This is a genomic window from Streptomyces longispororuber (assembly GCF_024448165.1).
Lineage (GTDB): Bacteria > Actinomycetota > Actinomycetes > Streptomycetales > Streptomycetaceae > Streptomyces > Streptomyces longispororuber_A.
Genome location: NZ_JAMOLN010000017.1, coordinates 54,100 through 78,591 on the forward strand (window position 1 = coordinate 54,100; position 24,492 = coordinate 78,591).

Genomic DNA, 24,492 nt, shown 5'->3' on the forward strand with positions numbered 1-24,492 from the left:
CCCTGTGCGTTCGCCCGCCGGGACAGGCACCGGAACCTAACTAGAATGAATTCTAGCTCCATGGGCAGGGCGATACCAGGGACGAAGGTCCTGGTGAGGGGAGCCGGGTCAGGGACGCCCGGTCTGTCGCACGTTCGAACGGGTGCCGAGAAGCACCTGGCAGGCCAGCCGGATCTCCGCCTCCGCGTCCGCCTGTGTCGTATGCCCGTTCAGTGCCGAGACGATGACCCCGTGCCAGCACTTCATGAGGAGGCGGACGAGCTGCTCGTCGCGCTTGACGGGGTGCTCCAGGCCGATCAGATCCATGATGGTGGCCCGCACCTTCGCGTCGATGCGGGCGGTCTCGCCGATCGTGGCCGCGTGGGCCGCGTAGTTGCTCTGCATGATGGCGCTGGCCAGCAGAGGGGTGCGGAGCAGGTGCCGGGTCGAGCGCAGAAGTGTTTCGGCAACCGCCTCGGTGGGGTCGGCGGCCGCCTCGATCTGCGGGAACGGCTCATCCATCCGGTCGACCTGCGCGCCCATGACCGCGGTGAAGAGGTGGGTCTTCGACGGGAAGTAGCGGTACAGCGTGGCCAGCGCGACCCCGGCCTCCTTCGCCACGTCCTGCATCTGTACGCCGTCCAGGCCGTGCTGGGCCCCCAGGTCGGCGGCGGCCCGCAGAATGCGGTCCCAGCGGGCCCGCTGCCCCGGTGACTGGGGTTGCGCGGCGGCTCGGGGTTCGGCGGCTCGGGGCACGGGTCCTCATAGCATCGGAGTGCAGGAGCCCTCCATGCTATGAGGTGGCCGGGGGAGAGTGCGCCCGCCGGGCGCGCGGCGTCCGGAGCCGGGCGGAACGGGGTGGACCGCCCTCAGCCGGCCGTGCCCGACAGGAGGTCCCTGACGTTCCCCGACAGCACGGGCGGGTGATTGCCGTGATGGCCGAGCAGGTGGATGGGGACGGAGCCGGAACAGCTCACTGTCAGGTCCGACAGGGCGCACCCGGACAGAAGCCAGCTGCTGCCCTGGAGGGCGGCTGCGGTCACGTCCGTGTACCACAAGGTGTTGCCGCTGAATGTGGGCGGCAGAAGTCCGGACACGACGATGCCGGCGCCCGGATCAACCGCCGAACCCCCCAGCGGGAAGGCCGTGTTGGCTGCCCACCGGACCTGCGTGCCACCGTTCGCATGGTTGAAGGTGTTGCCGGTGACGGCGCCGTGGTTCCAATTGTCGCTGGTCTGGCTGCCGTAAGGGCTCGTGGCGGCGAGGGAGTAGTAGGCGCCGTAGCAGCCGACCACCGTGTTGCCGTGGACGTTCCAGTTGCCGGAGGAGTTCCACACGGCAAGTCGGCAGTAGGTGAAGACGTTGTTCGCGAGCAGCGAGTACTCGCTGCGGTCCGCGGCGGAGACACCGAAGTAGCACCGGTCGAAGGTGTTACCGCGGAGCTGGGTGCGGGCGGCGAAGTAGTCGTCGGAGGCAGATCCGGACACCACGACCCCGGCGCCGCGCCAGTGGGTGAAGTCGCAGTTCGTGATGCGCACATCGCTGCTGCGCGTCAGTGTCACTGCCACGTGACCGGCGGCCATGGTCGTTCCCACGGGATCTGCCTGCTGGCCACGGAAGTGCACCCCGGTGACCGTGACACGCCGTTTCCGGCTGACCCGGAAGGCGGAGACCGAGGCTCCGCTGACGGTCACCGTGGCGCCGTTGCCCACGATCAGACAGTCGTCCGGAAGATCCACCGGAGCCGAGAGCGTGTACGTGGCGCCCGGGACCAGTTGGATGCGGCTGGTGCTGGACAGCACCTGCTGCCAGTCGGCGTCCACGGCCAGCACGGGCAGCCCTGACGCGCTCTCCGCGGCGGGCGAGGCGTGGGAAGTCCCGGACGGTCCGAGCAGGGTCCCGCCGGCGGCACCCATCGCCCCGGCGATCAGCCTTCGCCTGGGCTGCGAAGCGTCTGTGTTGCTGTCCGAGCGGTCGTGCATGTCAGCCCCGTTTCACTAGGTGAGGGTCGGGTGGCGCTGTACCCGTGCGTCCCGACCCATCGGGACGCCACAGAGGCGCGACCGGTCAGGCGGCCAAGGGCTCGACGGCCTGCTGCGGATGTACACAGTGCCAGCGGTGCCCGTCCGACCCGCCGCTCGCCGTGGGGAATTCGGTCGAGCAGGCATCGTCGGCCTTCCAGCAACGGGTGCGGAAGGGGCAACCCGAGGGCGGGTTGGTGGCCGAGGGGACCGGGCCGTTGAGGACGATGCGCTGGGATCGCTCTGTCAGGCTCGGCGTCGCGGACAGCAGCGCCTGGGTGTAGGGGTGGCGGGATGCACCGGCGATCTGAGCGGCCTCGCCTTCTTCGATCACACGGCCCAGATACAGGACTGCGATCCGGTCGGCGAGATAGCGCACGGTCTGCACGTCGTGCGAGATGAACACCATGCCCAGACCCAGGCGCGAGCGCAGGTCCACCAGCAGGTTGAGGATCTGGGCGCGCACGGACACGTCCAGGGCGCTGGTCGGTTCGTCGGCCACGATCAGTTCAGGCTCCAGGGCGAGAGCACGTGCGATGGCCACACGCTGGCGCTGCCCGCCCGAGAGCTGGCCGGGCAGGGAGTTGATGGTGTGGCCGGGCAGGCCGACCAGGTCGAGTAGTTCCTCGACGCGCTGCTCCCGTGTGACACGGGTGCCGCGGCCGTGGACGTCCAGCGGGTCGCGCAGAATGCGGCGGACGGGCAGCCGCGGGTTGAGCGCCGTGGACGGATCCTGAAAGATCACCCCGACACTGGCCCCGAAGTCGCTGCGCCGTTCGGCGGCGGACATCGCCCACAGATCCTGTCCCTTGAAGTAGGCCGTCCCCTCGGTCGGACGTTGGAGCCCGGTGACCACTCTGGCCAGGGTGGACTTCCCGCAGCCCGACTCGCCGACCAGGCCGAGGACTTCACCGCTGCGCACTTCGAGGGAGGCTCCGGTCAGAGCGTGTACGGCGTCACGGTGGAAGACTCCGCCACTGCGGGCCCTGTGGCGCACGTGAACGCTGTCGAGACGGACGAGAGGATCCATGGACGTGTCCTTCGGAGCGGTCATCGGGCGGTCTCCAGCGGTTGGGTCGACCGGTCGGCCGGGGCCGGGTGATGGCAGGCGTACAGGTGGTGCGCCGAGGTGACGCGATCCGTCGGCGGCGGCGCGGTGGTGGCGCACAGCTGTGTGGCGGCGTGACACCGCGACGCGAAGCGGCAGCCGGAGCCGAAGGCCGTGGGTGCGGGCACGACTCCGCGGATCTGGTGCAGGTGCTCGGCGCCGGCCTCCAGAGAGACGACGGAGCCGAGCAGCCCGCGGCTGTAGTGGTGTGCTGGGTCGGTCAGCAGCGAGCGGGTGGTACCGATCTCGGCAACCTGACCTGCGTACATCACCGCGACGCGGTGCGCCAGGTCGCCGACCAGGGCCAGATCGTGCGACACCAGGACCATCGCGAAGCCGAGTTCGTCGCGCAGGCTGATCAGCAACTCGACGACCTGGGCCTGCACGGTGACGTCCAGCGCGGTCGTCGGTTCGTCGGCGATGAGCAGGCGGGGGCTGCGGGAGAGGGCCATGGCGATCAGGACGCGCTGGCGCTGGCCCCCGGAGAGTTCGTGCGGGTAGCTGCGCAGGGTGCGTTCGGGGGAGAGGCCGACCAGGTCGAGGAGTTCGGCGGGGGTTCGCGTGCCGCCGCGTGCCGTGAGTCGCTTGAGCTGGGTGCCGATGAGTACGGACGGGTTCAGCGACGACATGGCGTCCTGGTAGACCATGGCGATCTCCGGGCCCATGAGTGCGCGCTTCTCCTTGGGAGACATCTTCAGCAGGTCGCGTCCGCGGTAGAGGATCTCGCCGTCGGCCTGCGCGTTGCGGGCGAGCAGACCCATGATCGCGAGGCTGGTGATGGACTTGCCGCAGCCGGACTCGCCGACGAGTCCCAGGGTTTCGCCCTCGCGGACGGTGAAGGAGATGCCGTCGACGACGCGGGTGTCGCCGTACCGGTCGGGGAACCGGATGGCGAGGTCGCGTACGACGAGCAGTTCCGGCGCATCGTCGGGCAGCGGCGGAACGGCGGGCTCGATGTGGGAGAGGCGTTCGGCGAGTTGGGCGAGAGCGGCGTCCACGCCGCTGCTCGGCGGGGCCGTGTGGCCGGCCTGTTCGGGTTCGTCGCCGCCGGTGCGGGACTTGTCGGGAGCGGCCGCTGCGTCCGTCAGGCCTTCGGAGAGGATGTTGAGGGCGAGCACGGTGAGCAGCAGACACAGGCCGGGGAAGAAGGTGGCCCACCAGCCGCCTGACAGCAGGATCTGCCGGCCGTAGGCCAGCACGCTGCCCCAGCTCGGGTCGGGGTCCTGCACACCGGCGCCGATGAACGACAGGCTCGCCTCGAAGATGATGGAGTCGGCGACCATGACGGTGGCGAACACCAGGACCGGGGCGGCGCAGTTGACGGCCACGTGGCGGGCGACGATGTAGCGCCGACGTGCGCCGATGACCTGCTCGGCGGCCACATAGTCCTCGCCGTACTGCTCGAGGACGTTGGCCCGTACGACGCGGGCGAGCGAGGGGGCGTACACGAAGGCGATGGTGAAGATGATCACCGGGACGCTCGGTCCGAACACGGCGACGAGGACGGCCGCGAGGGCGATCGGCGGGAAGGACATGACGACGTCGAGCGTGCGCATCACCGATTCGTCGGCGAGTCTGCGCGACGTCGCGGCGAGCGCGCCGAGCGCGGAGCCGATGACCAGGGCGAGCAGTGTGGCGCCGAAGCCGATCACGAGGGAGTAGCGGGCGCCGTGCACCACGCGGGCGAAGACGTCGCGGCCGGCCCGGTCGGTGCCGAACCAGTGGTCGCCGCCGGGCGCCTGAGCCGGAATGCCGGTGGCCAGCGGGTCCTGGGTGAGCAGCGGGGCGAACAGCGCGCCGAGGAACACGACGAGGAGGACGCCGAAGGCGATCCGGGAGGCGAGCGGCAGACGGCGCAGACGGGCGCCGGGCCGGGCGAGGCGCTCGGCGAGGGAGCGAGGGGCGAGCATCACACCGTCCTGATACGCGGGTTGACGAGCAGGTAGAGCAGGTCGACGACGACGTTGACCACGAGGAACGCGATGGCGATGGTGAGCACGGTGCCCTGCACGAGTGCGACGTCGCCACCGGTGACGCCTTCGAGGATCAGCTTGCCCATGCCGGGCAGGTCGAAGATGGCCTCGATGACGACGGCGCCGCTGAGCAGGTAGCCGACCTTGACGCCGAGCACGGTCAGTGGTGTGACCAGGGCGTTGCGCAGCACCGATCGGATGATGAGGAACGGCGGCAGGCCGCTGCCGCGGGCGGTGCGGACGTAGTCGCGGTCGAGTTCGGCCACCATCGAGGTGCGGATGAGGCGGGCGAGCGAGGCCGCGACGGGCAGCGCGAGCGAGATCGCGGGCAGGGCCAGGGAGCGCAGCCAGCCGGTGAACGAGTCCGCCGGGTTCACGTATCCGCCGGTCGGGAAGAGGGGTGTGTTCAGCGCGAACTGCTGGATGAGCAGCACGCCGAGCCAGAACGAGGGCAGTGCGATGCCGGCCATCGACAGCACACGGAAGACCTGGTCGGGCCAGCGGTCGCGGTACAGGGCACTGGTGACCCCGAGGACGAGTGCCAGCACGATGGCCAGGGCCAGTCCGAGCAGGGTGAGTTGGAGCGTGAGCGGGAACGCGGTGGCGATGCGGTCGGTGACCGGCTGGCTGGGCGGGACGGTGACGCCGAGGTCACCCTGGACGAGCTGGCCAAGGAACGTGAAGTACCGCACCGGCAGGGGGTCGTCGAGGCCGTGCGCCTCGGCGAACGCGGCTCGGGCGGCCGGGCTCGCGCTGTCACCGAGCGCGTTGTACGCGGGGTCGGCGGGTGAGAACTGCAGCACCACGAAGACCAGCAACGCGATGCCGAGGATCATCACCGGCATCATCGCGACGCGGCGCAGCGCGAGCCGGAGGAATGCAACCATCGTGAGGTTCCTAGAGTTTGGGGGCCGGGGCCCGCCCCGCGCAGCGGATGCGGGGCGAGGTCCGGCGGCCTTGCGGTGCGACGCTCAGGCGCGGCCGACGTCCACGAACGACAGGCCGGTCGTGGGCAGTGGCTCGAAACCGGTGAGTGTGTCGGTGGTCCAGGCGGTCGGCAGCTTGCGGTGCAGGACCGGATAGAGTGCGGCCTCCTCGGCGACCAGGTCGGTGACCTGACTCCACAGTTCCTTGCGCTTGTTCTCGTCGGCCGCGCTCGCTGCCCGGTCGAGGAGCGACCGGGTCTTCTTGTACGCGGACGAGCCCGTCCATCCGTAGCGCTTCTCGGGCCAGAAGCCGTAGTAGAACCAGCGCAGCAGCAGATCGGCGTCGTTGCCGAAGACCGAGGGGTCACCGGGCGCGGCGAGCACGTCGAAGGTGCCCTTGTCGACCTTCGCGTACTGGGCGGGAGACTGCGCGATGTCGAGCTTGGCGTCGATGCCGGCCGCCGCCCAGCTCTCCTTGATCAGCGGGGCGATGTCCTTGACCCAGCCGGTGTCGGTGAGCATCAGCGTGAAGGAGAGGTCCTTCACGCCGGCGTCGGCCAGCAGCTTCTTCGCCTTGGCCACGTCGTGCGTGTAGACGGTGGCGGCCTTGCTGTAGTCCGGGTGGGTCGCCGGCACGTAGCCGGTGGCCGGCTCGGCGTTGCCGAGGAGCGCCGTCTTGATGAGCTTCTCGGTGTCCAGGGCGTAGTGCAGCGCCTGGCGGACCCGCTTGTCCGCGAACCGCTTGTCCTTGCAGTTGAACATGAGGAAGAGCAGCCCGAAGGACTGGACGGACTCGACCTTGTTCTTGCCGGTGAAGCCCTTCATGTCGATGTACGGCACGTCCTCGATGGCCTGGACGCGCCCCGACTGCAGGGCGCTCACGCGGGCCGACGGGTCGGACATCAGGTGCCAGACCATCTTCTGCGCCTTGGCCGGGTGCGGGCCGTTGTACTTCTCGTACTTCTCCATCACGATCTTGTCCTCGCGGACCGCCGAGACGAAGCGGTAGGGGCCCGAGCCGACCGGCTTGGCGTCGAATGCCTTGGCGTCGGCGCCCACGATCTTCTTCGGCACGATCCGCACGACGGATATCCGGGAGGGGAACAGCGCGAAGGCGTACTTGAGTCTGAACTCGACCGTGCTCGTGTCGACGGCTTTCACGGTGTCGAGGAAGGGCACGAACTGCGCCATCAGGGAGGCGTTCTTCGCGTCGAGGACGCGCTCGAAACTGAAGACGACGTCGTCGGCGGTGACGGCCGAGCCGTCGTGGAAGGTGGCGCCCTCGCGCAGCGTCGCGCGGTACGTCGTCGCGTTGATCTTCTTGGGCATCCCGGTGGCCAGTGCGGGCCGGGCGACGAGGGTGGCCGGGTCGAGGTCGACCAGGCCTTCGAAGATGTGCATGTTCGCGGCGTACGGTGTCGCGCCGGAAGTGATCATCGGGTCGAAGCCCGTGGACAGCGGATAGGACAGGCCCGCCTCGATGGTGCCGGAGGCGCCGCCTCCGGACTCTTGCGCGCCGTCGCCGTTGGAGGCGGGGCCGCCGCAGGCCGTCAGCCCGGCGGTGATCGCGGTCGTCACACCGATGGCGCTCGTGTATCTCATGAAGGTGCGGCGATCGACGCCGACTGCGCTGCGCGAGGGCAAGGAGTCCTCCAGGCGGAAGAGAAGGTGACTCAGAATGGCCGGAGACGCGGCCGTTCTGGCAGTGAGTGTGGTCAAAGCCTCACAGACTGCGCATCAGACGTATGATGTCTGACGCCCTGATAGTGTGGGAAGGTAGTCGGGCCAAGGAGAGGGGTCAAGAGGTGGCGGTGGAACAGGGTGCCGTGAGGCCGGTCATGCCGGAGCCCAAGTCGGCGCGTCAGCCGCTCAGGCAGGAGGTCGTCGACGGCATCAAGACGTACATCCTGCACAACAAGCTCCGCCCCGGTGATCCGCTGCCGGCCGAGCCGGCCCTGTGTGAGGCTCTCGGTGCGAGCCGCTCCAGCGTGCGTGAGGCGATTCGGATCCTCAGCGCGCTGGACATCGTCGAGGTGCGGCACGGACACGGCACCTACGTCGGCCGGCTGAGCCTTTCGGCGCTGGTGGAGAGCCTCACCTTCCGCGGGCTGCTCAGTCCCGACGACGACTTCCAGGTGATGTCGGACCTCATCGACGTGCGCGAGCTGTTCGAGCGCGGCATGGCCGACCGCCTCGTCGAGGCCCTCGACGAGGGGCAGATCGACCGTCTTCAGGGCTTCGTCGACATGATGCGGACGTCGAGCACGGAGGAGGGGCATGGCTTCATCGACGCCGACCGCTCCTTCCACACCCTGCTCGTCGCCCCGCTCGGCAACAACCTCATCGGGCAGCTGTCCGCGGCGTTCTGGGACGTCTACGTCATCGTCGCCCCGCACCTCGACGTGTTCACGCACGAGCACGGGGCGGCCACCATCGCCAACCATCAGCGCATCGTGGACGCCGTACGGGCCGGTGACGCCGCCGAGTTCGCCGCGGCGCTGACCGACCACTACGAGCCGGTGCGCCGCCGCATCGCGGAGGCGCGCGCCCGGCGTTGATCCGGGCGTCAGTCAAGGGTGCGCCACTCCTGGGGGAGTGGCGCACCCTTGACGTGTGCTGCCGTGCCCGCCTCCGGTGTGCGCCAACTGCCGCCTGCTGACCATGCCTTGACGGCTGCCATGCAGACTCTTAAAGTCCCCTGACAGAAGACGTCTGACGTCTGGTGTCCAGGGGAGACTGTCCCCGCATTTCCTTTCGCCGTGCCGCCCACGCGCACGCCACACCCATCGGGGCCCCTTCACATGCCGCTGACGGATCTGACCCTCGCCGAGTGCCTCGCGCTCCAGCCCGACCTCGACGAACCCGCCGACCTCGACCGGTTCTGGACCCGGACCCTCGACCAGGCGCGCGCCACAGACGCCCGCGCACAGGTCGAACCGGTCGACACCGGCCTGACCCAGGTGGTGACCTACGACGCGACCGTGCCGGGCTTCGACGGCAGGCCCGTGCGCGGCTGGCTGCACCTGCCCGCGGGAGCGCGTGAACCGCTCGGCTGCGTCGTCGAGTTCCTCGGATACGGGCGAGGGCGGGGGCTTCCGCACGAGCAACTCCTGTGGGCCGCCGCAGGATACGCACACTTCGTCATGGACACCCGCGGTCAGGGCTGGTCCACGGCGGGCGGCGACACCCCCGACACGGTCACGTTCGGCGGCTCGGTACCCGGCTTCCTGACCCGGGGCGTCGAGAGCCCCGAAGACCACTACTACCGCCGGGTGTTCACGGACGCGGTGCGCTGCGTCGACGCCGTGCGCACTCACCCGGCCGTGGACCCGGACCGGATCGTGGTGACCGGCGTCAGCCAGGGCGGCGGCATCGCCCTGGCGGTCGCCGCGCTCCTGCCGGGCCTCGCGGGCGTCATGCCCGACGTTCCGTTCCTGTGCGACATCCGCCGTGCCGCCCGCCTGTGCGCCACGGGCCCGTACACCGAGATCGCCGAGTACCTGAGGCTGCACCGGGACCGCACGGAGAGCGTGTTCCGCACCCTGTCCTACGTCGACGCCGCGCTGCTGGCCTCCCGGGCCACGGCCCCCGCCCTGTTCTCCATCGCGATGATGGACGACGTCTGCCCTCCCTCCACCTGCTTCGCCGCCTACCACCGCTACGCGGGGCCCAAGGACGTCCGCGTCTACGAGTTCAACGGCCACGAAGGCGGCGGCGGACACCACCGGCGCGAGCAACTCACCTGGGTACGCGAGCTGTTCGCCGCAGGGCCCCGCGCCACCGCTCCACCTCTGCACGACCCCCAACTCGTCTGACCCCCACCCGAGAAGAGGTCCGTCCATGCAGCGAAGAGTCACCCTGGCCACCCTCGCCGCGGCGCTCGCCGTCGTCGCGGCCACCACGACCAGTGCCCACGGAGCCACCGCGGGCACGCTCACCTCGCAGGACCTGGCGACCGCGGGCACCGGCTCCCCCTACTACCGGATCCCCGCCCTCACCAAGACCCGGCAGGGCACCCTGATCGCCGCCTACGACGCCCGGCCCACCCTCGCCGACCTGCCCAGCAACATAGGCGTGGTCGTGCGCCGCAGCACGGACGGCGGCAGCACCTGGCAGGCCCAGCAGGTGGTCCGCAAGGATCCCGCCCCCAACGGCTACGGAGACCCCAGCCTCCTCGTCGACCACGACACCGGCCGCATCTTCCTCTTCTACGCGGCCGGAGTGAACCAGGGCTTCTTCGGCTCGGCCACCGGCAACGACGAGTCCGACCCGGACGTCCTGCAGGCCGATTACAGCTACTCCGACGACGACGGCCTGACCTGGAAGCACGAACGCATCACCGCCGACATCAAGAACCCCGCCTGGGGCGGCATGTTCGCTGCCTCCGGCGAAGGCATCCAACTGCGCCACGGCACCTACAAGGGCCGCCTGATCCAGCAGTACGCGATCCGGAACAACGGCGCCAACTACGCGGTCAGTGCCTACAGCGACGACCACGGCGCCACCTGGAAGATGGGCACCCCCGTAGGACCGGGCGGCGACGAGAACAAGACCGTCGAACTCTCCGACGGCCGCGTCATGCTCAACAACCGCTCCGCTCCCTACCGGACCGTGGCGTACTCCAGCGACGGCGGTGTCACCTACACCCCCTTCCAGCAGGACACCGAACTGCCCGATCCCGCCAACAACGGCTCGATCGCCCGGTTCGCCCCCGGCGTCGACGCCTCTCATCCGCGCGCCTCCTGGCTGATGTTCAGCAACACGGCCACCAGCAGCGGCCGCAGCAACCTCACCGTCCGCCTGTCCTGCGACAACGGCCAGGACTGGCCGGTCCGCAAGACCGTCGAGGCCGGCTCGGCCGCCTACTCCACGCTCACCCCGCTCAGTGACGGGACCGGAGCCAATCCGCGCATCGGGTTGCTCTGGGAACGCGACAACTACCAGCACATCACCTACTCGTCCTTCGACCTGCAGTGGCTCGGCGGGGTCTGCGCACCCGTGACCGTCACCCCGCCCGCGAGCCTGAAGGCCGGCGCCACCTCCGAGGTCGCCGTCCGCGTGGTCAGCCAGAACGACGTGAAACTGCCCGCAGGTTCGGTCTCCCTGCAACTGCCGGCGGGGTACAGCGCACCGGCCGTCGCCGTCCCGGCGCTCGACCCGGGGCAGGGCGCCACGGTGAAGGTGCCCGTCACCGTGCCCGCGACCGCCACCGCCGGCAGCGTGAAGGCCACCGCCGACTACCAGGTCCGCGGCCGACAACACGCCTACGGCGACACCACGTTGACCCTCACCACCCCATAGCAGTACGGGGCCGCCCGACATCGGGCGGCCCCGGCCCTTCTGTTCCACCCACGTACAACCTGGAGTTCCCATGTCATGGTCCCAGCCCCTCCGCGGCGTCGTCCCGCCCGTCTGCACCCCGCTCGACTCCACGGGTGACGTCGACACCACCTCCCTCGCCCGGCTCGTCGACCACCTCGTGGGCGGAGGGGTGCACGGCCTGTTCGCGCTGGGCTCCAGCAGCGAGGTCGCCTTCCTCACCGACCGGCAGCGGGCCGTCGCCCTGGAGACCGTCGTCGAGGCCGCCGACGGGCGTGTCCCGGTCCTCGCCGGGGTCATCGACATGACCACCCCCCGCGTCGAGGAACACGCCCGCGCCGCCCGGGCCGCCGGAGCGGACGCGCTGGTCGCCACCGCCCCGTTCTACACCCGCACCCACCCCGTCGAGATCGCCCGCCACTTCCGTACCGTGCGCGAGCGCGTGGATCTGCCGCTGTTCGCCTACGACCTGCCGGTCTCCGTGCACAGCAAGCTGTCCGCCGCACTGGTGCGGGAACTCGCCGAGGACGGCACCCTCACCGGACTCAAGGACAGCAGCGGCGACGAGGGCTCGCTGCGCCGGCTTCTCGTCGAACTCGGCGGCCGCCACGGCCGCACCGACGGCCCGGCCCCCGCCTTCAGCATCCTCACCGGATCCGAACTGACCGTGGACTGCGCGCTGCTGGCCGGTGCCGACGGTGTCGTTCCGGGGCTCGGCAACGTCGACCCGGCCGGCTACGTCCGTCTCTACGATGCCGTGCAGGGCGGCGATCTCGACACCGCGGTCAAGGAACAGGAGCGTCTGGTCGAACTGTTCGGCCTGGTCGACGCGGGACCGGAGAGCGAGATGGGCCGCAACTCCTCGGCGCTGGGGGCCTTCAAGCACGCTCTGCGTCTGCTCGGCGTGTTCACGCACGGCACCACCGCCGCGCCGCAGGTCCCCCTGAACACGGATGCCGTGCGCCTCGTCGAGCGGCGCCTGCGCGCCGCGGGCCTGCTCACCGTCCGATGACCGGCTTCCAGCCGGTGATCGGCCTTGATCTGGGCGGCACGAAGATCGACGCCGCCCTGGTCGCGGCCGACGGGACGATCCTCGCCCGGCACCGCGTGCCGACACCGGCCGGTGAAGGATCCGCAGCCGTACTCGACGCCATGGCCTCGACCGTCAGCGCTGTACTCGGCCAGGGCGGCACCGCCACCGCCATCGGTGTTGCCGCGGCCGGCGTCATCGACCCGGTGACAGGCATGGTCACCAGCGCCACGGACACCATCCGCGGCTGGGCCGGCACGGCCCTCGCCGCGGGGCTCGCCGCCCGCACCGGTCTCCCGGTGGCCTGCGACAACGACGTGCGTGCCGCCGCGGCCACGGAGCTGACGCGGGCGGAAGGACCGGATGCCTCGCTGCTCTACCTGGCTGTCGGCACCGGCGTCGGCGGCGCCGTCGCCGTGGCGGGCCGCGTGCTGACCGGCGCGGCGGGCATCGCCGGTCACCTCGGCCATCTGCCCAGTCCTGAAGCCGCCGGCCTGCCCTGTACCTGCGGCGCCACCGGCCATCTGGAAGGCATCGCGGCCGGGCCCGGCATCGCGGCCCAGTACGCCCGCGTCACGGGCACCGTGCCCGGACCCCTCCAACGGGTCGCTGCCCGCGCCGAGCTCGGCGACGCGCACGCCATCGCCGCCATCACCCTCGGCGCACGGGCCGCGGGCCGCGTCCTCGGCGGCCTCGCGAACGCCTTCGGCCCCCACCGCGTGGTCGTCGCGGGAGGCGTGCCCCGCATCGGCGCGCTGTACCGGAACGCGCTGCGCGACGCCTTCGCCACCGAACTCATGTCCCCGCTAAGGGAGTTGAGGTTGACGCCGACCGCGCCCCGAGTCGGTCACGACGCAGCCGTTCTCGGCGCCGCCACCCTCACCCGCACCGTGCCCCTGCACACCCCGAGCACCACCGGAGTCAGCCGATGACCACCTCTCTCGCCGACGTCCTCGCCGGCCGCCTCATCGTCTCCTGTCAGGCACCTCCCGGCGACGCGATGCGCCACACCGACACCCTCGTCCGGATGACCCGCGCCGCCCGGGACGGCGGCGCGGCCGCTGTCCGCGTCAACGAGCCGGAGGTCGTCGCCGCCACCGTGGCCGCCGTCGACCTCCCGGTCATCGGCCTGTGGAAGGACGGCGACAGCGGCGTGTACATCACGCCGTCCGTCCGCCACGCCCTGGCCCTGGTGGACGCGGGTGCGGCCGTCGTCGCCGCCGACGCCACGGCCCGCCCACGCCCGGACGGCAGCACCTTCGCCGACCTCGTCGCCGCCGTCCACCGGGCCGGAGCACTGGTCATGGCCGACGTCTCGAAGCTCTCCGAAGGCGTGGCGGCCGCACAGCAGGGCGCCGACCTGGTCTCGACGACGCTCTCCGGCTACGTACCCGGCTCGCCGCGGCAGACCGCGCCGGATCTGCGGCTGGTCGCAGAACTCGCCGCTGCCATCAGCGTTCCCGTCGTCGCGGAGGGACGGATCGCCACCCCGGCGCAGGCCGCCGAGGCGCTGGCCGCCGGCGCCACCAGCGTGGTCGTCGGCACCGCCATCACCGCACCGACCGCGCTGACGCGGCTGTTCGTGGGGGAACTCGGAGAGTGACCCGCCGGGGGTCGCGTCGGCTGAGGGGGTGGGCGCCCCTGCGTTTCCGGTCAACCGCAGGGCTGAACTGCACGATCTCGACACCCTCGGGACATGCTGCTCCACGGGCGAAGGCACTGCGTGTCCGACCGGGGAGTGGGTAAGTACCGGACGCGCATGACTAGGGAGCGGACGTACGAAGGGGGGCGGAAGGATGGAGATGGAGCGGACCGCCGCCGCCGACGCTGCGGTGCAAGCGGTCGTCGTGTACGACGGTCAGTTTCTGCTGGTGGCGCTACGGGACGGCTGGGGTCTCCCGTCGGGCAGGCCGGAGCACGGCGAGTCGACTACGGTCACTGCGGAGCGCGTGGTGTACGAGCTGAGCGGTTATCTCGTCGACGGCACCCGGACGCTTCGTCCGGCTGCCGATGGAACATCGGCGGTGGTGTGCCAACTGTTGAGCGAGACCCCGTCAGGTAGCGGAAGCCTCGCACGAGAGCAACTGCGCTGGGCGTCGCCCTCGGAGGGTGTCGACGCCGAACTGTCTTCGCCGGTACGGGACTACCTCCACGGGTTCATGCCCTCGTGACCGCAGCGCCGTCCCGCCCTGCACGGTGGCGATGGACGGCGCTGCTTTGACGTCGGCCCCGATCACGGGTCCGGAGACTGTTTCCAGCAGCGCCTGACCAGAACAAGGCACCCCCCGTCCGGCATATGTCGGTGACCGACGTATGCTGTCCTCATGACTGACCGTGCAATGCAGGAACCGACCCTGCTTCTCCTCACCGCGCTCGCAGACGAGCCACGTCACGGCTACGCGATCGCGCGTGAGGTGGAGGCGATCTCCACTGGCCGGGTGAAGATGCGGACCGGCACGCTGTACGGGGCGCTGGAACGCCTCTTGCAGCAGGGGTTGATCGAAGTGCACAAGGAAGAGGTCGTGGACAGCCGTCTGCGGCGCACCTACACCTTGACCTCTCCCGGCCGTGCGGCCCTCGCCGCCGAAGCCGAGCGGATCGCCGCCACGGCACGCGAGGCCACCCGGCGCCTGAAGGTCTCCGGCAAGGCGGCCACCGCATGAACCCGGTCCTGCTGCACCTGTATCCCGCGAACTACCGGCGAGCCTTCGGCGACGAGATCGCCCAGTCCTACGGCGAAGCGACCGAAGGAGCGGGACGGCGCGCCCGCTTCCACGAAGCCACCGACATCGTCACGCACGCTCTCCGGCTCCGCCTGGGCGTCAGCTCCGCCCGGCGGGGCGGACAGTTCTGCGCCGCCATCGCTCCCTTCGCCCTGGCGGCCACGGCCGCATACGCCGCGTTCAATCTCATCGGCACCGCCGCCGACTGGTATGTCATGGACACCGGGAGCGTCGGTCCGCTCCTGACCCTGATGAACGTCTGCTACCTGCTGACACTGATCAGCGCGGTGACAGCTCTGGCCGGCCGCTACCTCCTCGGAGTGCTGGGCTCGCTCGCCGGCACTGTGGGCAGCTCGCTCGCTTTCCTCTTCCCGGTCTGGCCCATGCCGTCCGAACTGCCCTGGCACCTCGCGGGATTCCTGGCCACACCAGTCCTGATCGGAGCACTCCCTCTGCTCTGCCCACCCGATCTGCGCCCCGCTCCCCGGGTGCGTACCACGGCAGGCACAGTCTCCCTGGCGGTCTGGGCCGTCTTTCTGGTGGCCGCTGTCACCGTGATCGACCCGCTCGGGATCGGCCTGCTCCTGCCCTGGAGGCTGGGCATCCCAACAGCCGCGGCCCTGCTCCTGGTCGGCCGTCGGTCCTTCGCCCGGATCCGCACCACAGGCCGACTGGCCGGCGCAGCCGCACCGTTCATCGCATCTCTGTACTTCTCCGGCTTCGCGCAGAACGACGACGTTCTCTCGGCCCTCGGAGCCCTCGCGGTCACGGCCGTGGTTCTGCGGCTGCACCGCCGCACCCGCTCCAACTCGGTGAACCCGGCCTGACCACAGGGGAGTTCACCGACCGCGAGTCATGTGTATCGGGGGACGACGGACCGGCAACAACGAGTGCCGTCCCCTGAGCCTGTCTGCCTGCACGCACGTGGCCGAGCACTGACACCACGGCACCGGCCATTCTGCTCATGCCGTGCTCATGCTTTTCCCAGCCCCGCAGCCATGGGCCGGCTTCGGCATGCCTTCCTCATCTCCTTTCCCTCCCGGCGACGTTCGTCGATCGGCTCTCTTGCCACAGGAGTTCCCATGTCCGTGCCCCTGCCCGAAACCGGCGGCAGCCCGCTCACGCCGGGCCAGGAGGACGGGCAGCCACGGTCCCGCGACTCCGCCAAACGCGGGCGCCTGGCCGCGGTCGACGGCCTCCGGCTCCTTGCGGCAGGAGCCGTAGCCGCATATCACTACCTCGGCACCCCGACTCCCCGGTTCTGGGGCAGCGACCACGACCTGGCCCAGGCCGCCCCGTTCCTCCACGCCGTCAGCGGCTACGGCTGGCTGGGCGTCGAGGCGTTCTTCCTGGTCAGCGGATTCGTCATCTGCATGAGCTGCTGGGACCGAACCCCGGCGCAGTTCGCTGTCTCCCGCATCGCGCGGCTCTTCCCTCTGTACTGGGCCGTGGTGCTGATCATTGTCGCCGCGGGATCCGTCACCGTGCTCCTCGGACAGCGATCAGGAGCACCCACAGACCTGCGCACCACTCTCGGCAACCTCACCATGATTCCCAGCCCGCTCGGTCTGGACTTCACCGACGGGGTCGCATGGACGCTCTGGGTGGAAGCCCGCTTCTACCTCCTCATGGGCGCGCTGCTTCTGATCGGCCTGACCTACCGGCGCGTCATAGCCTTCTCATTCCTGTGGCTGCTACTGGCGTCGATCGGCCGAGAGCTCCACTCGGCCGCCCTCAACGAAATCCTCCTCAGCCAGTACGCCGGGCTCTTCGCCACCGGGATAGCGCTCTACCTGATGCACCGCTTCGGACCCAACTTGCTCCTGTGGCTCCTGGCCGGCTTCGCCTGGTGCTACACCCTGACCGTCCTGGACGACCGCATAGCCGGCCACGCCGGCTCCAACTGGGCGATCGGCGCCGCCGCCCTCACCGGCTTCCTCGCCCTGCTGACCCTGGCCGGACCAGGACCGCTGCGCCACATCCAATGGCGCCTCCTCGTCTACGCAGGAGCCCTGACCTATCCCTTCTACTTGGTCCACCAGAGCTTGGGCATCCCCGTCGCCCGCGGCATCCTCAAGGCCGCCCCCGGACTCGGCCTTCTTCCTGCCGTCGCTCTAGGGCTTCTCGCCTCCATCCTCATGGCTGCCGCATTGAACGGGTTGATCGACCAAAAACTGGCCACCCCCTTCCGCCGCCGTCTCACCGCCGCCCTCGATCCCACACGCACCGAGCCGCACCCCGCACACCCGATGCCCGCCGACACCCCCACCGACGAGCACCCGATGGCAATCCCCAGTCCAACGCGCTAACTGCCTGTTCGCTATTCGCCGCTGTGGTCGGGACTGTCCAATAGCCGACGGCCGTGAAGGAACCCGTTCGTCGTAGTGCGGCCCTGTTCCCGGGACCGTGGCGCGGTCGTCGTCCCCGGGCACTGTCCAGGTCCGAGCGGGAGAATCCGCAGGTGTGACGGAAGTTGGCGGCGCGACGGAACGGTTCTGGGATGACTCAAACCGTACGTACCGACAAGGCATCTGGCGCGTCTGCGCGTTGACCGCGTCGCTCTGTGACGTTTGCATGTCCGTGGTTCTCCGTATGGGGTACCGAGGCAGAAGGTGTCTGGGGGGAAACATGCAGAGACGTATGAAGCGGGTTGCAGCCAGACGGGGGCAGGTCGCCCTGAGCACGGCGGCCGTGGTCTGCGTGATCACGGCGACGGTCCTGCCCCGAGCGGCCTGGGCCGGGCCCGCCGACGGCACGGACAGGGCCGGCGCCGACGCGACCCGTGTCGAGAGGGTCAGCGTCGCGGCCGACGGCACCCAGGCCAACGACGATTCCGCGCAGGTGTCGATCACACCCGCCGGCGACCGCATCACCTTCTCCTCGTACGCGAACAACCTCACCCCCGGCAATACGGGCCGCAACGACCGGGTGTTCGTCCGCGATCTGGCGACGGGGCAGAACCAGCAGTTCGGCGGGCCCGCGACGGCACCGCCCATGCTCAGCAGCGACGGGCAGGTTCTCGCCTATCTGGCACCCAGGTTCGACCACATGGCCCTCTATCAAAACCACCTGAGCCTGGGATGGTCGTCCTCCTACACCTGCTCGCTCAACAGCTGCGAGGCGTCCATGGGCGCGAGCGAACGCCAGCAGGCGTTCAGCGTCAGCTTCAGGTACCCGGAGCAGAATCAGCGCGTCGAGGTCCGCCGACCGGACACCGGCGAGCTGCAGACCGTCGACATCATCCACAACACCGCATCGATCCGGCCGTCCCTCAGCGGCGACGGAACCCGCCTCGCCTACCAGGACGGTGGCGAGCAGGACATCCTGCTGTGGGACTGGGCCGACAACAACGTGACCTACCCGGTCGAGGGCCCGGACAGGGCGGCCGAGCTCGTCCAGCTCAGTGACGACGGCAACAAGATCGTCTACCTCTCGGGCGCAGACACCTACGTCCACGACATCGCCTCCGGCACCGCCTTGCAGGTACCCGGCGTGAGGGGCGTCGCCATCGACCCCACCGGCCGTTACCTCCTGCACACCCCGTCCGGCACGACCGGGCCGGCACCGCTGACGCTGCGCGACCTGCAGACGGGCACCGACGAGACCGTCACCGACCGCCCGGCCACGGCCGAGATCGACTCGGTCAGCGCCGGCGGGCGCCAAGTCGTCTTCCGGTCCACAGCCGAGGACCTCGTCCCCGACGACACCAACGGCAAAGCAGACATCTTCCTGCGCACCCTGCGCTGACCACATCGGCCGCCGCGGGCACCGACGTGTCGGGGCCACCGCCTGTCAGGCGTACGCAGGGTCGCCCGCGGCCCGGTCCACTCACTCGGCGCTCAGCCCCGCTCGCTCGTACCGTCCGCCGGCCACGTGCGAGCACGAGCTGCCGCCTTCTGGCTCCTGCGTTGCCATGCCTGGAGTAACGATGGGTCGTACCGGGCCGTCTCGGGGCAGCCGGAATCGATGAGTAGGTGGGCAGGAGGGTGAATACGACGAAGCAGGCAGCGTGCCGCACCTTGCGCGCACCCAAGGCAATAGATCATCGGCCGCTATGTGTGAACATCACATCAACCGAAGGGCGGGCGTCGGCTCGCACGGCATCCGCACCGCGCTCCTGGGGATCATGTCGACCGTGGCCATCGGCTGCGCGACGGCTCCTGTGGCGGCGGCGACGGCACCCGCGCCGATGAGCGCCTCCCCGCAAGAAGTGGTGCAACCCCGTGTGCACGCGACGACACCCGGCTCGCCGGTGAGCTACGGCGCCCCAGACGGGCAGCGGCCGGCCGAGCAGCCGTCCGGCTACGGTGATACCGGGTCCGGCCACGACGTCGGGGAATACGGCGAATCCGGGACCGCCGACATCGGAGACAACGGGTACGGGGACACTGGAGGCGAGGACACCGGGTACGGCATGGAGGAGAGCCCCTCCACGTCGCCCTCACCGTCGACGACCTCCTCGGTGGCCCCGCCGGTCTCCCAGTCGCAGTCCGCCACCCCGTCGGCCCCCTCGTCGACGACGTCACCGTCCGCGTCACCGAGCGTATCCGCGCCGACGGCGTCCCCGACCTCGCCGCAGCCTGGAGCATCCCAGTCCGGCCCGCCCCGGGCCGAGTCTTCGCCTCCGGCGCAGCTGGCGAAGACCGGTGGGAAAATCGGCAGTTATATGCTCGCCGCGAGCGCGGCCGCGCTGATCGCCGTCGGCTGTCTGTGCCGAGCCGTTGTGCACCGGCGCCGCTCCTGACACCGAAGAAACGGGCCCGGGCCTATCCATCCACCTGGCGGTGAGTCACCCTACAACTGGCCCGCTCATCCCGGTCAACAACGTAGGCCGCCCCCGGGATCCGTGCCGATGGCCCCCGTTCGGGGTCATCCTGCATCAAGCCACCTCCTGCTGAGCGGAGGTGGCTGTGGACTGCGGTCCTCGGCCCGCCGCGCCAACCCCCATGGTGCGGCGGCCGCCCCATGCCGAGATGGATGGGACCACGACGGACCCCCGTATGAACCTCGCTGACCGGGTGCGGCTCTGGCTGCGCAGGGCGGCGAGGGGGTCCCGCTCGACCGGCTCGCCGCCTACTACTGAGCAGCGTTGTTGCTGTTGGGAGGATTGAATACGCAGAATTCGTTGCCTTCCGGGTCGGCAACGACGATCCAGTGAAAGCCGTGTTCGCTGAGTTCTTCGGAGAGTCTCGTAGCGCCCAGCTGTTCGAGGCGGTTGACCTCGGACAGCAGGTCTGTGGTGCCGAAGTCGAGATCAAGGTGCATGCGGTTCTTGCCCTGCTTTGGTTCTGGGACTTGGTGCAGGAGAAGAGTCGGTGCAGGAGTAGGCCCGACCAGGCTCAGGTAGGGAGGTCCGTGGAAGCCGCGCTGGTAGTGCAGCGGTGCGAGCGCGCCAAGCCAGAAGTCGGCTTGCGCTTCGGTGTCGGCACAGTCCAGCGTCACAACGATCTGCATGGCGGGACGGTAGAAGGCTGGGCCCGCCCTGGCGAGCTATTTTTCGGTAGCCCCGAGGCAATGCTGTCGCCACTCCCACACTCATTGCGAAACGACTCCCCAACACCCGTCCATAGCCATGCCGTCCCCAGCCTTCGCCGGACGCGATCACGAACCTGTCCTCGTGCGCCTCACGCGCTGTCGATGGGCTCCTGAGTGGCGTGGGCGGTTGCGGGGTCGCGTTCCAGGAAGAAGTAGTAGAAGGGGCCGTTCAGCGGTACCTCCTTACCGTTCATGATTCCCATCAGGGTGGTGTCGTCGACCCGCTTGAAGTGGTCGAGCACCGGCCTGCCGTCGTAGACCATCGTTGCGGTCGACTCGCCGCGGAACTCGACGGTCCACAGGCTGGCTTCGCCCATGCCGAGTTCGAGGTTGGAGTACAACCGGCCTTCCGCGTCGCGACAGATCAAGGGCTTGGCGTCCTGCGGCGTGTGGAACGTCTTCCCGTACCAGCCGGCCTTCGCGAGCATGCCGTTGAGCGGGTGGCCGGTGTCGAACTCGCCGCCCTTCCACTCGCCGAGGATCTCCTCGGGCCGCACGGTGGCCAAGGCGGCCCAGACGTCGTCGAGTTCGGCGGCCTCGACCGGACCTTCGGTCTCGCGCAGTGAGCGGAACCGGGTGCGCGCTTCGAGTTGGTTCACGTGGTGTGTCCTTTTCTGGGTGTCGAGCCGCGTGGGCGGTTCGGGGGTGGTTGGGACAGCCGTTCTCTGTGGTCGCGCGCGCGGAGGCGCGGTTGCGGCAATGGGGTCCGGGTCAGGGGGCAGGCGTCCTGGCTGCGTCGAGGGGCTGTTCCTCCCTGGAACGGTCGGCGGCGACGGGGCGGCGGGCTCGCCGGATCGCCGTCGCCGCAAGCAGGAGGGCGAGGATGAGGAGGCCCAGTGGGCCGGCGTCCCTCAGGAGCCACAGCAGTCGCCCTGTGTCGGTTGCGGTGTCGGCCTGGTCCTGAACCGTGGAGTTCGTCGCCCGCACGTTCACGTCGGTCACGGGAAAGAGCGTGAGCGGGCCGTCCGGTCCCGCGGTCCGGGCGGTCACGGTCCGGTGGAGTGTGCCGTCCAGGGTCAGTCCGGTGGCGGTGTCGATCCAGGCGCGTTGTGCGGTGGTCGAGCCGTAGGTGAGGGGGACGGTCTCGGGCAGCGCGGCCAGCGCGGATGTGGAGGGCCGCTGGTCTGCGGGCAGCGCCCCGGCCACCTTGACGACGACGGCTCGCGGCAGGGATGGGGGGAGGCTCTTCGCGACGGTGGGATCGGCGAGTGGCCCGGTTGCCGACACGTCGTACACGTAGGTGTCTCTGCCCTCCCTGGTCTTGTCTCCTGTGTACTTGGCGGTCACCGTCTTGCGGGTACCGGTGTCCCAGAACGGGTAGTCGCGCCGGTGCGGTTCCAGCGGCCAGCCGACGGCCAGGCCCGTGTGGTCCTGGGCTCCGGAGCCCTCGGGGGCGGGGCGTTCGGTGAGGTCGCGCCGGTCCAGTGCCCAGACGTTGGCGGAGGCCGCGAGTTGCTTGCCGTCCGGGCCGCGCAGTGACGCGTCGTCGTGCACGACCGCGGTCGGGCCGCTTGTGTCGCGCACCTCGACGTGCCGGGTCATCTTCACCGGCACGTCCTGGAGGAACAGGTCACCGCTCCCGCCGCTCAACGCCTGGGAGTTGAGCAGGGTGGCCGTGCCCTGGAGCCGGAACGTGGTCTCACTGCCTGCCGGTACCTGATGCAGGGCGGGATAGACCGTGAACCGTGTCACGGCCGATGCGGCCACCAGGACCACTGCTGTACCGCCGAGGATCAAACCTCGTTTACGCATTGCCGTTCCTCCCGGCTGGGGCTTGTGTGGATCAGACCGTGCACGGTGCTCATGCGGGTACGGGGTGGTGCCGGGGGCAGTTGGGGCCGGCTGCCCCCGGCACTCCTGTCACCCCGGGGGCGCCGCAGTGCGACGTCCGCGGGGGAGTCGCGCTCAGGACGGACGGTTCGTGTCCGGGATGCTGATGGCGATCGGCTTGGCCTCGCCGAGGAAGAGCAGGACGAACTGACGGATCGCCTCTTCCAGCGTCCAGGCGATGGACGGGATGACGGGAAAGGAGATCAGCCCTTCGCGGAACGCGACCAGCAGGGGCCAGGCGGCTGCGATCAGTGGCTCCAGGACGGGCTCCTTGGACAGCCCGATCATGTCCCCGACCCGGTCGCCGAGCGTGTACCTGGCGAATGCGCTGATCAGGGGACGGGTGAGGCCGAGGTCCAGTTCGGCCACGATGTCGAGGAGGACCTCGGTCAGTGCCACCCCCTCGTCACTCGCGGCCAGGATCGGGTCCAGGACCTGCGCGGACTGGGCGTTGGCCGCGTCCCACGTGGCGGGGATGTACTCCTGCCGCACGCCGAGCATGGCGGCGCTGACCTGCCACACATGCAGGTAAGCGTCCGAGTCGGCCGTGCTGATCCGCACGCGCCAGTCCCGCAGCCGCTTCATGACGAATGTGGCCAGGCTGTGCCAGGTGACGAGGATGTCCGCCTGGCTGATCGGTATGGTCTGGCCGCCGCTGGTCTGCGTCCACCCCGGAGACTGCGGCAGCAGATGCCGGACGGCGGCGTGCACCATCCGGGTCTTCACGCACGTCACGATCATCGAGCCCGTCGGCCGGTAGGCGTCCAGGTCCCCGATGTCGTAGCCAAGTCGCGCGGTCTTGGCGATGCGGTCCTTCATGTCCGCGCCGCCCTTGGAGTAGTACACCGCTCGCGCCTCGCGGGGTATGGCGGTGCTCATCATGCCGCTGCCGAGACCGTACAGCGCCCCGACGTAGATCCCCTTGGTCTTGCTGAACTGGGAGCCGCGGTCGAGCTTCGTGCGGTCCGCCCAGGTCGGAAGCGTTCGGGCCTGCTCCATGAAATCCCGTACGTCCGAGGGGAGTTCGGCGGGCAGGGGCTGGTCGTTGCGGGTCCACTTCGCCAGGGCGGTATTGACCTTGGCCACGTCGCCGCGGTCGATGACGGCCGCCAGTACCGGGTCGGCCTCGTCGTCCCACACCCACTCGGGGTCCAGACCGGCGCCCGCACCCGCCACGGAACTGGTCGCCGGCCAGGTCCACAGGGGCCGGGCGCCGGCCGGTGAGGCCATGCTCAGCGCTCCTACGGCACCCAGGGCTCCGCCCGTCAATAACATCTTCCGTCTGCTCAACCCGTCCATGGCTCGAACTCCTTCTCGGGTGCTGGTCGTTGGAAGCGAGGAGTGGATCGCGCGGGCCTGCCAACGGGCGCCCCCGCGCGCCCGTGGACCCTGAACGAGTCACTCCACGCCGGGCTGTGCGTGACCGCAGCTTGTGGAGTCTTTGAGACTCTGAATTGACTTACTGCCGTCCCGGATGAAGCCAGCCAGGAGAAACTGCACACCTGACCTGAGAAGATGCGCATTCTGATCACTGTCGAGCTCGTCGAGCGATGTGATTTTTCATTAACATAGCGAGCTCGGTCGCTGTCGGCAATGGTGACGACGAGGCTCCGCACCTGTTCTCGTGGGGCCGCGCGGGACCCGTTCGCCATGTCCGGCAGACAGCCGCCGCCGTCCGTCCCTCGACGAAAGGCGCGCGGCCTCCGACGAACGGGACCGCCCCAGGCCTGATCGACGACATTCCGACGGTCCATGCGGTGGTGCAGCGGATCGAGTCCAGCTCTCTGACGGTCGATGGCCGGCCGCTGACCGAGCGCCCGAAGGCCGCGCCCTGGAAGGAGACCGTGACCGAACGACAGCTGGGCACTCGCGCGGCGACCATGCCCGTCCTGCACCCCACAGTCGTCTCGACGACGTGAGTCCTTACACGCTGAGCGCGACTACGAGGCTCGGTCAGTGCCGTCGAGAGGGGCCTGCCCACCGAATTGTCCGCGGGGTAGGCCGCCCGCGAGAGGCATCGCCCTATTGCTGCCCCTCACGGCAGCAGT

The 24,492-nt window shown here is 69.7% G+C and carries 23 protein-coding genes; 13 read left to right on the forward strand and 10 right to left on the reverse strand.

Features of this window, described 5'->3' with window-relative positions:
- Positions 1-108: 108 nt before the first annotated feature.
- From M4J07_RS07480 to M4J07_RS07505, 6 genes are all read right to left on the reverse strand, one after another.
- On the reverse strand, positions 109-735 hold the full coding sequence (locus M4J07_RS07480) for a TetR family transcriptional regulator (RefSeq protein WP_255968654.1): 627 nt from the start codon (positions 733-735) through the stop codon (positions 109-111).
- Between the two features lie 113 nt (positions 736-848).
- Positions 849-1,961, reverse strand: coding sequence for a right-handed parallel beta-helix repeat-containing protein (locus M4J07_RS07485; RefSeq protein WP_255968656.1), 1,113 nt, complete (start codon positions 1,959-1,961; stop codon positions 849-851).
- Between the two features lie 85 nt (positions 1,962-2,046).
- Positions 2,047-3,054 carry an oligopeptide/dipeptide ABC transporter ATP-binding protein gene (locus tag M4J07_RS07490; protein WP_255968658.1) on the reverse strand — a complete coding sequence of 336 codons (1,008 nt, stop codon included), beginning with the start codon at positions 3,052-3,054 and terminating at the stop codon, positions 2,047-2,049.
- A complete protein-coding gene (locus M4J07_RS07495) occupies positions 3,051-5,018 on the reverse strand; it encodes a dipeptide/oligopeptide/nickel ABC transporter permease/ATP-binding protein (protein ID WP_255968660.1) in 1,968 nt (655 codons plus the stop codon). The genes M4J07_RS07490 and M4J07_RS07495 overlap by 4 nt, the downstream gene beginning before the upstream one ends.
- The gene (locus M4J07_RS07500) at positions 5,018-5,968 is read right to left on the reverse strand and encodes an ABC transporter permease (RefSeq protein WP_255968662.1); all 951 of its coding nucleotides are present in this window, start codon (positions 5,966-5,968) and stop codon (positions 5,018-5,020) included. Before M4J07_RS07500 ends, M4J07_RS07495 begins: the two co-directional genes overlap by 1 nt.
- Before the next feature lie 84 nt (positions 5,969-6,052).
- Positions 6,053-7,609: an ABC transporter substrate-binding protein gene (locus M4J07_RS07505; protein ID WP_255968664.1), complete on the reverse strand. Its 1,557-nt coding sequence runs from the start codon at positions 7,607-7,609 to the stop codon at positions 6,053-6,055.
- A gap of 236 nt (positions 7,610-7,845) precedes the next feature.
- On the opposite strand from M4J07_RS07505, the gene M4J07_RS07510 reads away from it, so the two are divergent.
- The 12 genes from M4J07_RS07510 to M4J07_RS07565 all read left to right on the forward strand — a co-directional run bounded on the left by M4J07_RS07510 (position 7,846) and on the right by M4J07_RS07565 (position 19,823).
- Positions 7,846-8,565, forward strand: a complete 720-nt coding sequence (locus M4J07_RS07510; protein WP_255968666.1) for a FadR/GntR family transcriptional regulator — start codon at positions 7,846-7,848, stop codon at positions 8,563-8,565.
- A gap of 243 nt (positions 8,566-8,808) precedes the next feature.
- On the forward strand, positions 8,809-9,822 hold the full coding sequence (locus M4J07_RS07515; RefSeq protein WP_255968668.1) for an acetylxylan esterase: 1,014 nt from the start codon (positions 8,809-8,811) through the stop codon (positions 9,820-9,822).
- Positions 9,823-9,847: 25 nt separating this feature from the next.
- Complete coding sequence (locus tag M4J07_RS07520) at positions 9,848-11,308, forward strand: exo-alpha-sialidase (RefSeq protein ID WP_255968671.1); 1,461 nt, start codon at positions 9,848-9,850, stop codon at positions 11,306-11,308.
- Between the two features lie 70 nt (positions 11,309-11,378).
- Complete coding sequence (locus M4J07_RS07525; protein WP_255968673.1) at positions 11,379-12,338, forward strand: dihydrodipicolinate synthase family protein; 960 nt, start codon at positions 11,379-11,381, stop codon at positions 12,336-12,338.
- Positions 12,335-13,288: an ROK family protein gene (locus tag M4J07_RS07530; protein ID WP_255968675.1), complete on the forward strand. Its 954-nt coding sequence runs from the start codon at positions 12,335-12,337 to the stop codon at positions 13,286-13,288. The genes M4J07_RS07525 and M4J07_RS07530 overlap by 4 nt, the downstream gene beginning before the upstream one ends.
- Positions 13,285-13,959, forward strand: a complete 675-nt coding sequence (locus M4J07_RS07535; RefSeq protein WP_255968677.1) for an N-acetylmannosamine-6-phosphate 2-epimerase — start codon at positions 13,285-13,287, stop codon at positions 13,957-13,959. Before M4J07_RS07530 ends, M4J07_RS07535 begins: the two co-directional genes overlap by 4 nt.
- A 193-nt stretch (positions 13,960-14,152) precedes the next feature.
- A complete protein-coding gene (locus M4J07_RS07540; RefSeq protein ID WP_255968679.1) occupies positions 14,153-14,527 on the forward strand; it encodes a hypothetical protein in 375 nt (124 codons plus the stop codon).
- Positions 14,528-14,680: 153 nt separating this feature from the next.
- Positions 14,681-15,019, forward strand: coding sequence for a PadR family transcriptional regulator (locus M4J07_RS07545; RefSeq protein ID WP_255968681.1), 339 nt, complete (start codon positions 14,681-14,683; stop codon positions 15,017-15,019).
- Positions 15,016-15,906 carry a hypothetical protein gene (locus M4J07_RS07550; RefSeq protein ID WP_255968683.1) on the forward strand — a complete coding sequence of 297 codons (891 nt, stop codon included), beginning with the start codon at positions 15,016-15,018 and terminating at the stop codon, positions 15,904-15,906. The genes M4J07_RS07545 and M4J07_RS07550 overlap by 4 nt, the downstream gene beginning before the upstream one ends.
- A gap of 255 nt (positions 15,907-16,161) precedes the next feature.
- A complete protein-coding gene (locus M4J07_RS07555) occupies positions 16,162-17,388 on the forward strand; it encodes an acyltransferase family protein (protein WP_255968685.1) in 1,227 nt (408 codons plus the stop codon).
- A gap of 331 nt (positions 17,389-17,719) precedes the next feature.
- A complete protein-coding gene (locus M4J07_RS07560; RefSeq protein WP_255968687.1) occupies positions 17,720-18,826 on the forward strand; it encodes a hypothetical protein in 1,107 nt (368 codons plus the stop codon).
- A 307-nt stretch (positions 18,827-19,133) separates the two neighbouring features.
- On the forward strand, positions 19,134-19,823 hold the full coding sequence (locus M4J07_RS07565; protein ID WP_255968689.1) for a hypothetical protein: 690 nt from the start codon (positions 19,134-19,136) through the stop codon (positions 19,821-19,823).
- A 332-nt stretch (positions 19,824-20,155) separates the two neighbouring features.
- On the opposite strand, the gene M4J07_RS07570 is transcribed toward M4J07_RS07565, so the two are convergent.
- The 4 genes from M4J07_RS07570 to M4J07_RS07585 all read right to left on the reverse strand — a co-directional run bounded on the left by M4J07_RS07570 (position 20,156) and on the right by M4J07_RS07585 (position 23,743).
- Complete coding sequence (locus M4J07_RS07570) at positions 20,156-20,533, reverse strand: VOC family protein (protein WP_255968691.1); 378 nt, start codon at positions 20,531-20,533, stop codon at positions 20,156-20,158.
- A 170-nt stretch (positions 20,534-20,703) separates the two neighbouring features.
- Positions 20,704-21,213 (reverse strand): DUF4334 domain-containing protein, encoded by a 510-nt coding sequence (locus M4J07_RS07575; RefSeq protein ID WP_255968693.1) that lies wholly within the window; start codon positions 21,211-21,213, stop codon positions 20,704-20,706.
- A 112-nt stretch (positions 21,214-21,325) separates the two neighbouring features.
- Positions 21,326-22,366 (reverse strand): porin PorA family protein, encoded by a 1,041-nt coding sequence (locus M4J07_RS07580; protein WP_255968694.1) that lies wholly within the window; start codon positions 22,364-22,366, stop codon positions 21,326-21,328.
- A 153-nt stretch (positions 22,367-22,519) separates the two neighbouring features.
- Positions 22,520-23,743: an oxygenase MpaB family protein gene (locus M4J07_RS07585; protein WP_255968695.1), complete on the reverse strand. Its 1,224-nt coding sequence runs from the start codon at positions 23,741-23,743 to the stop codon at positions 22,520-22,522.
- Between the two features lie 458 nt (positions 23,744-24,201).
- On the opposite strand from M4J07_RS07585, the gene M4J07_RS07590 reads away from it, so the two are divergent.
- Positions 24,202-24,363, forward strand: coding sequence for a hypothetical protein (locus M4J07_RS07590; RefSeq protein ID WP_255968697.1), 162 nt, complete (start codon positions 24,202-24,204; stop codon positions 24,361-24,363).
- The last annotated feature ends 129 nt before the right edge of the window (positions 24,364-24,492 follow it).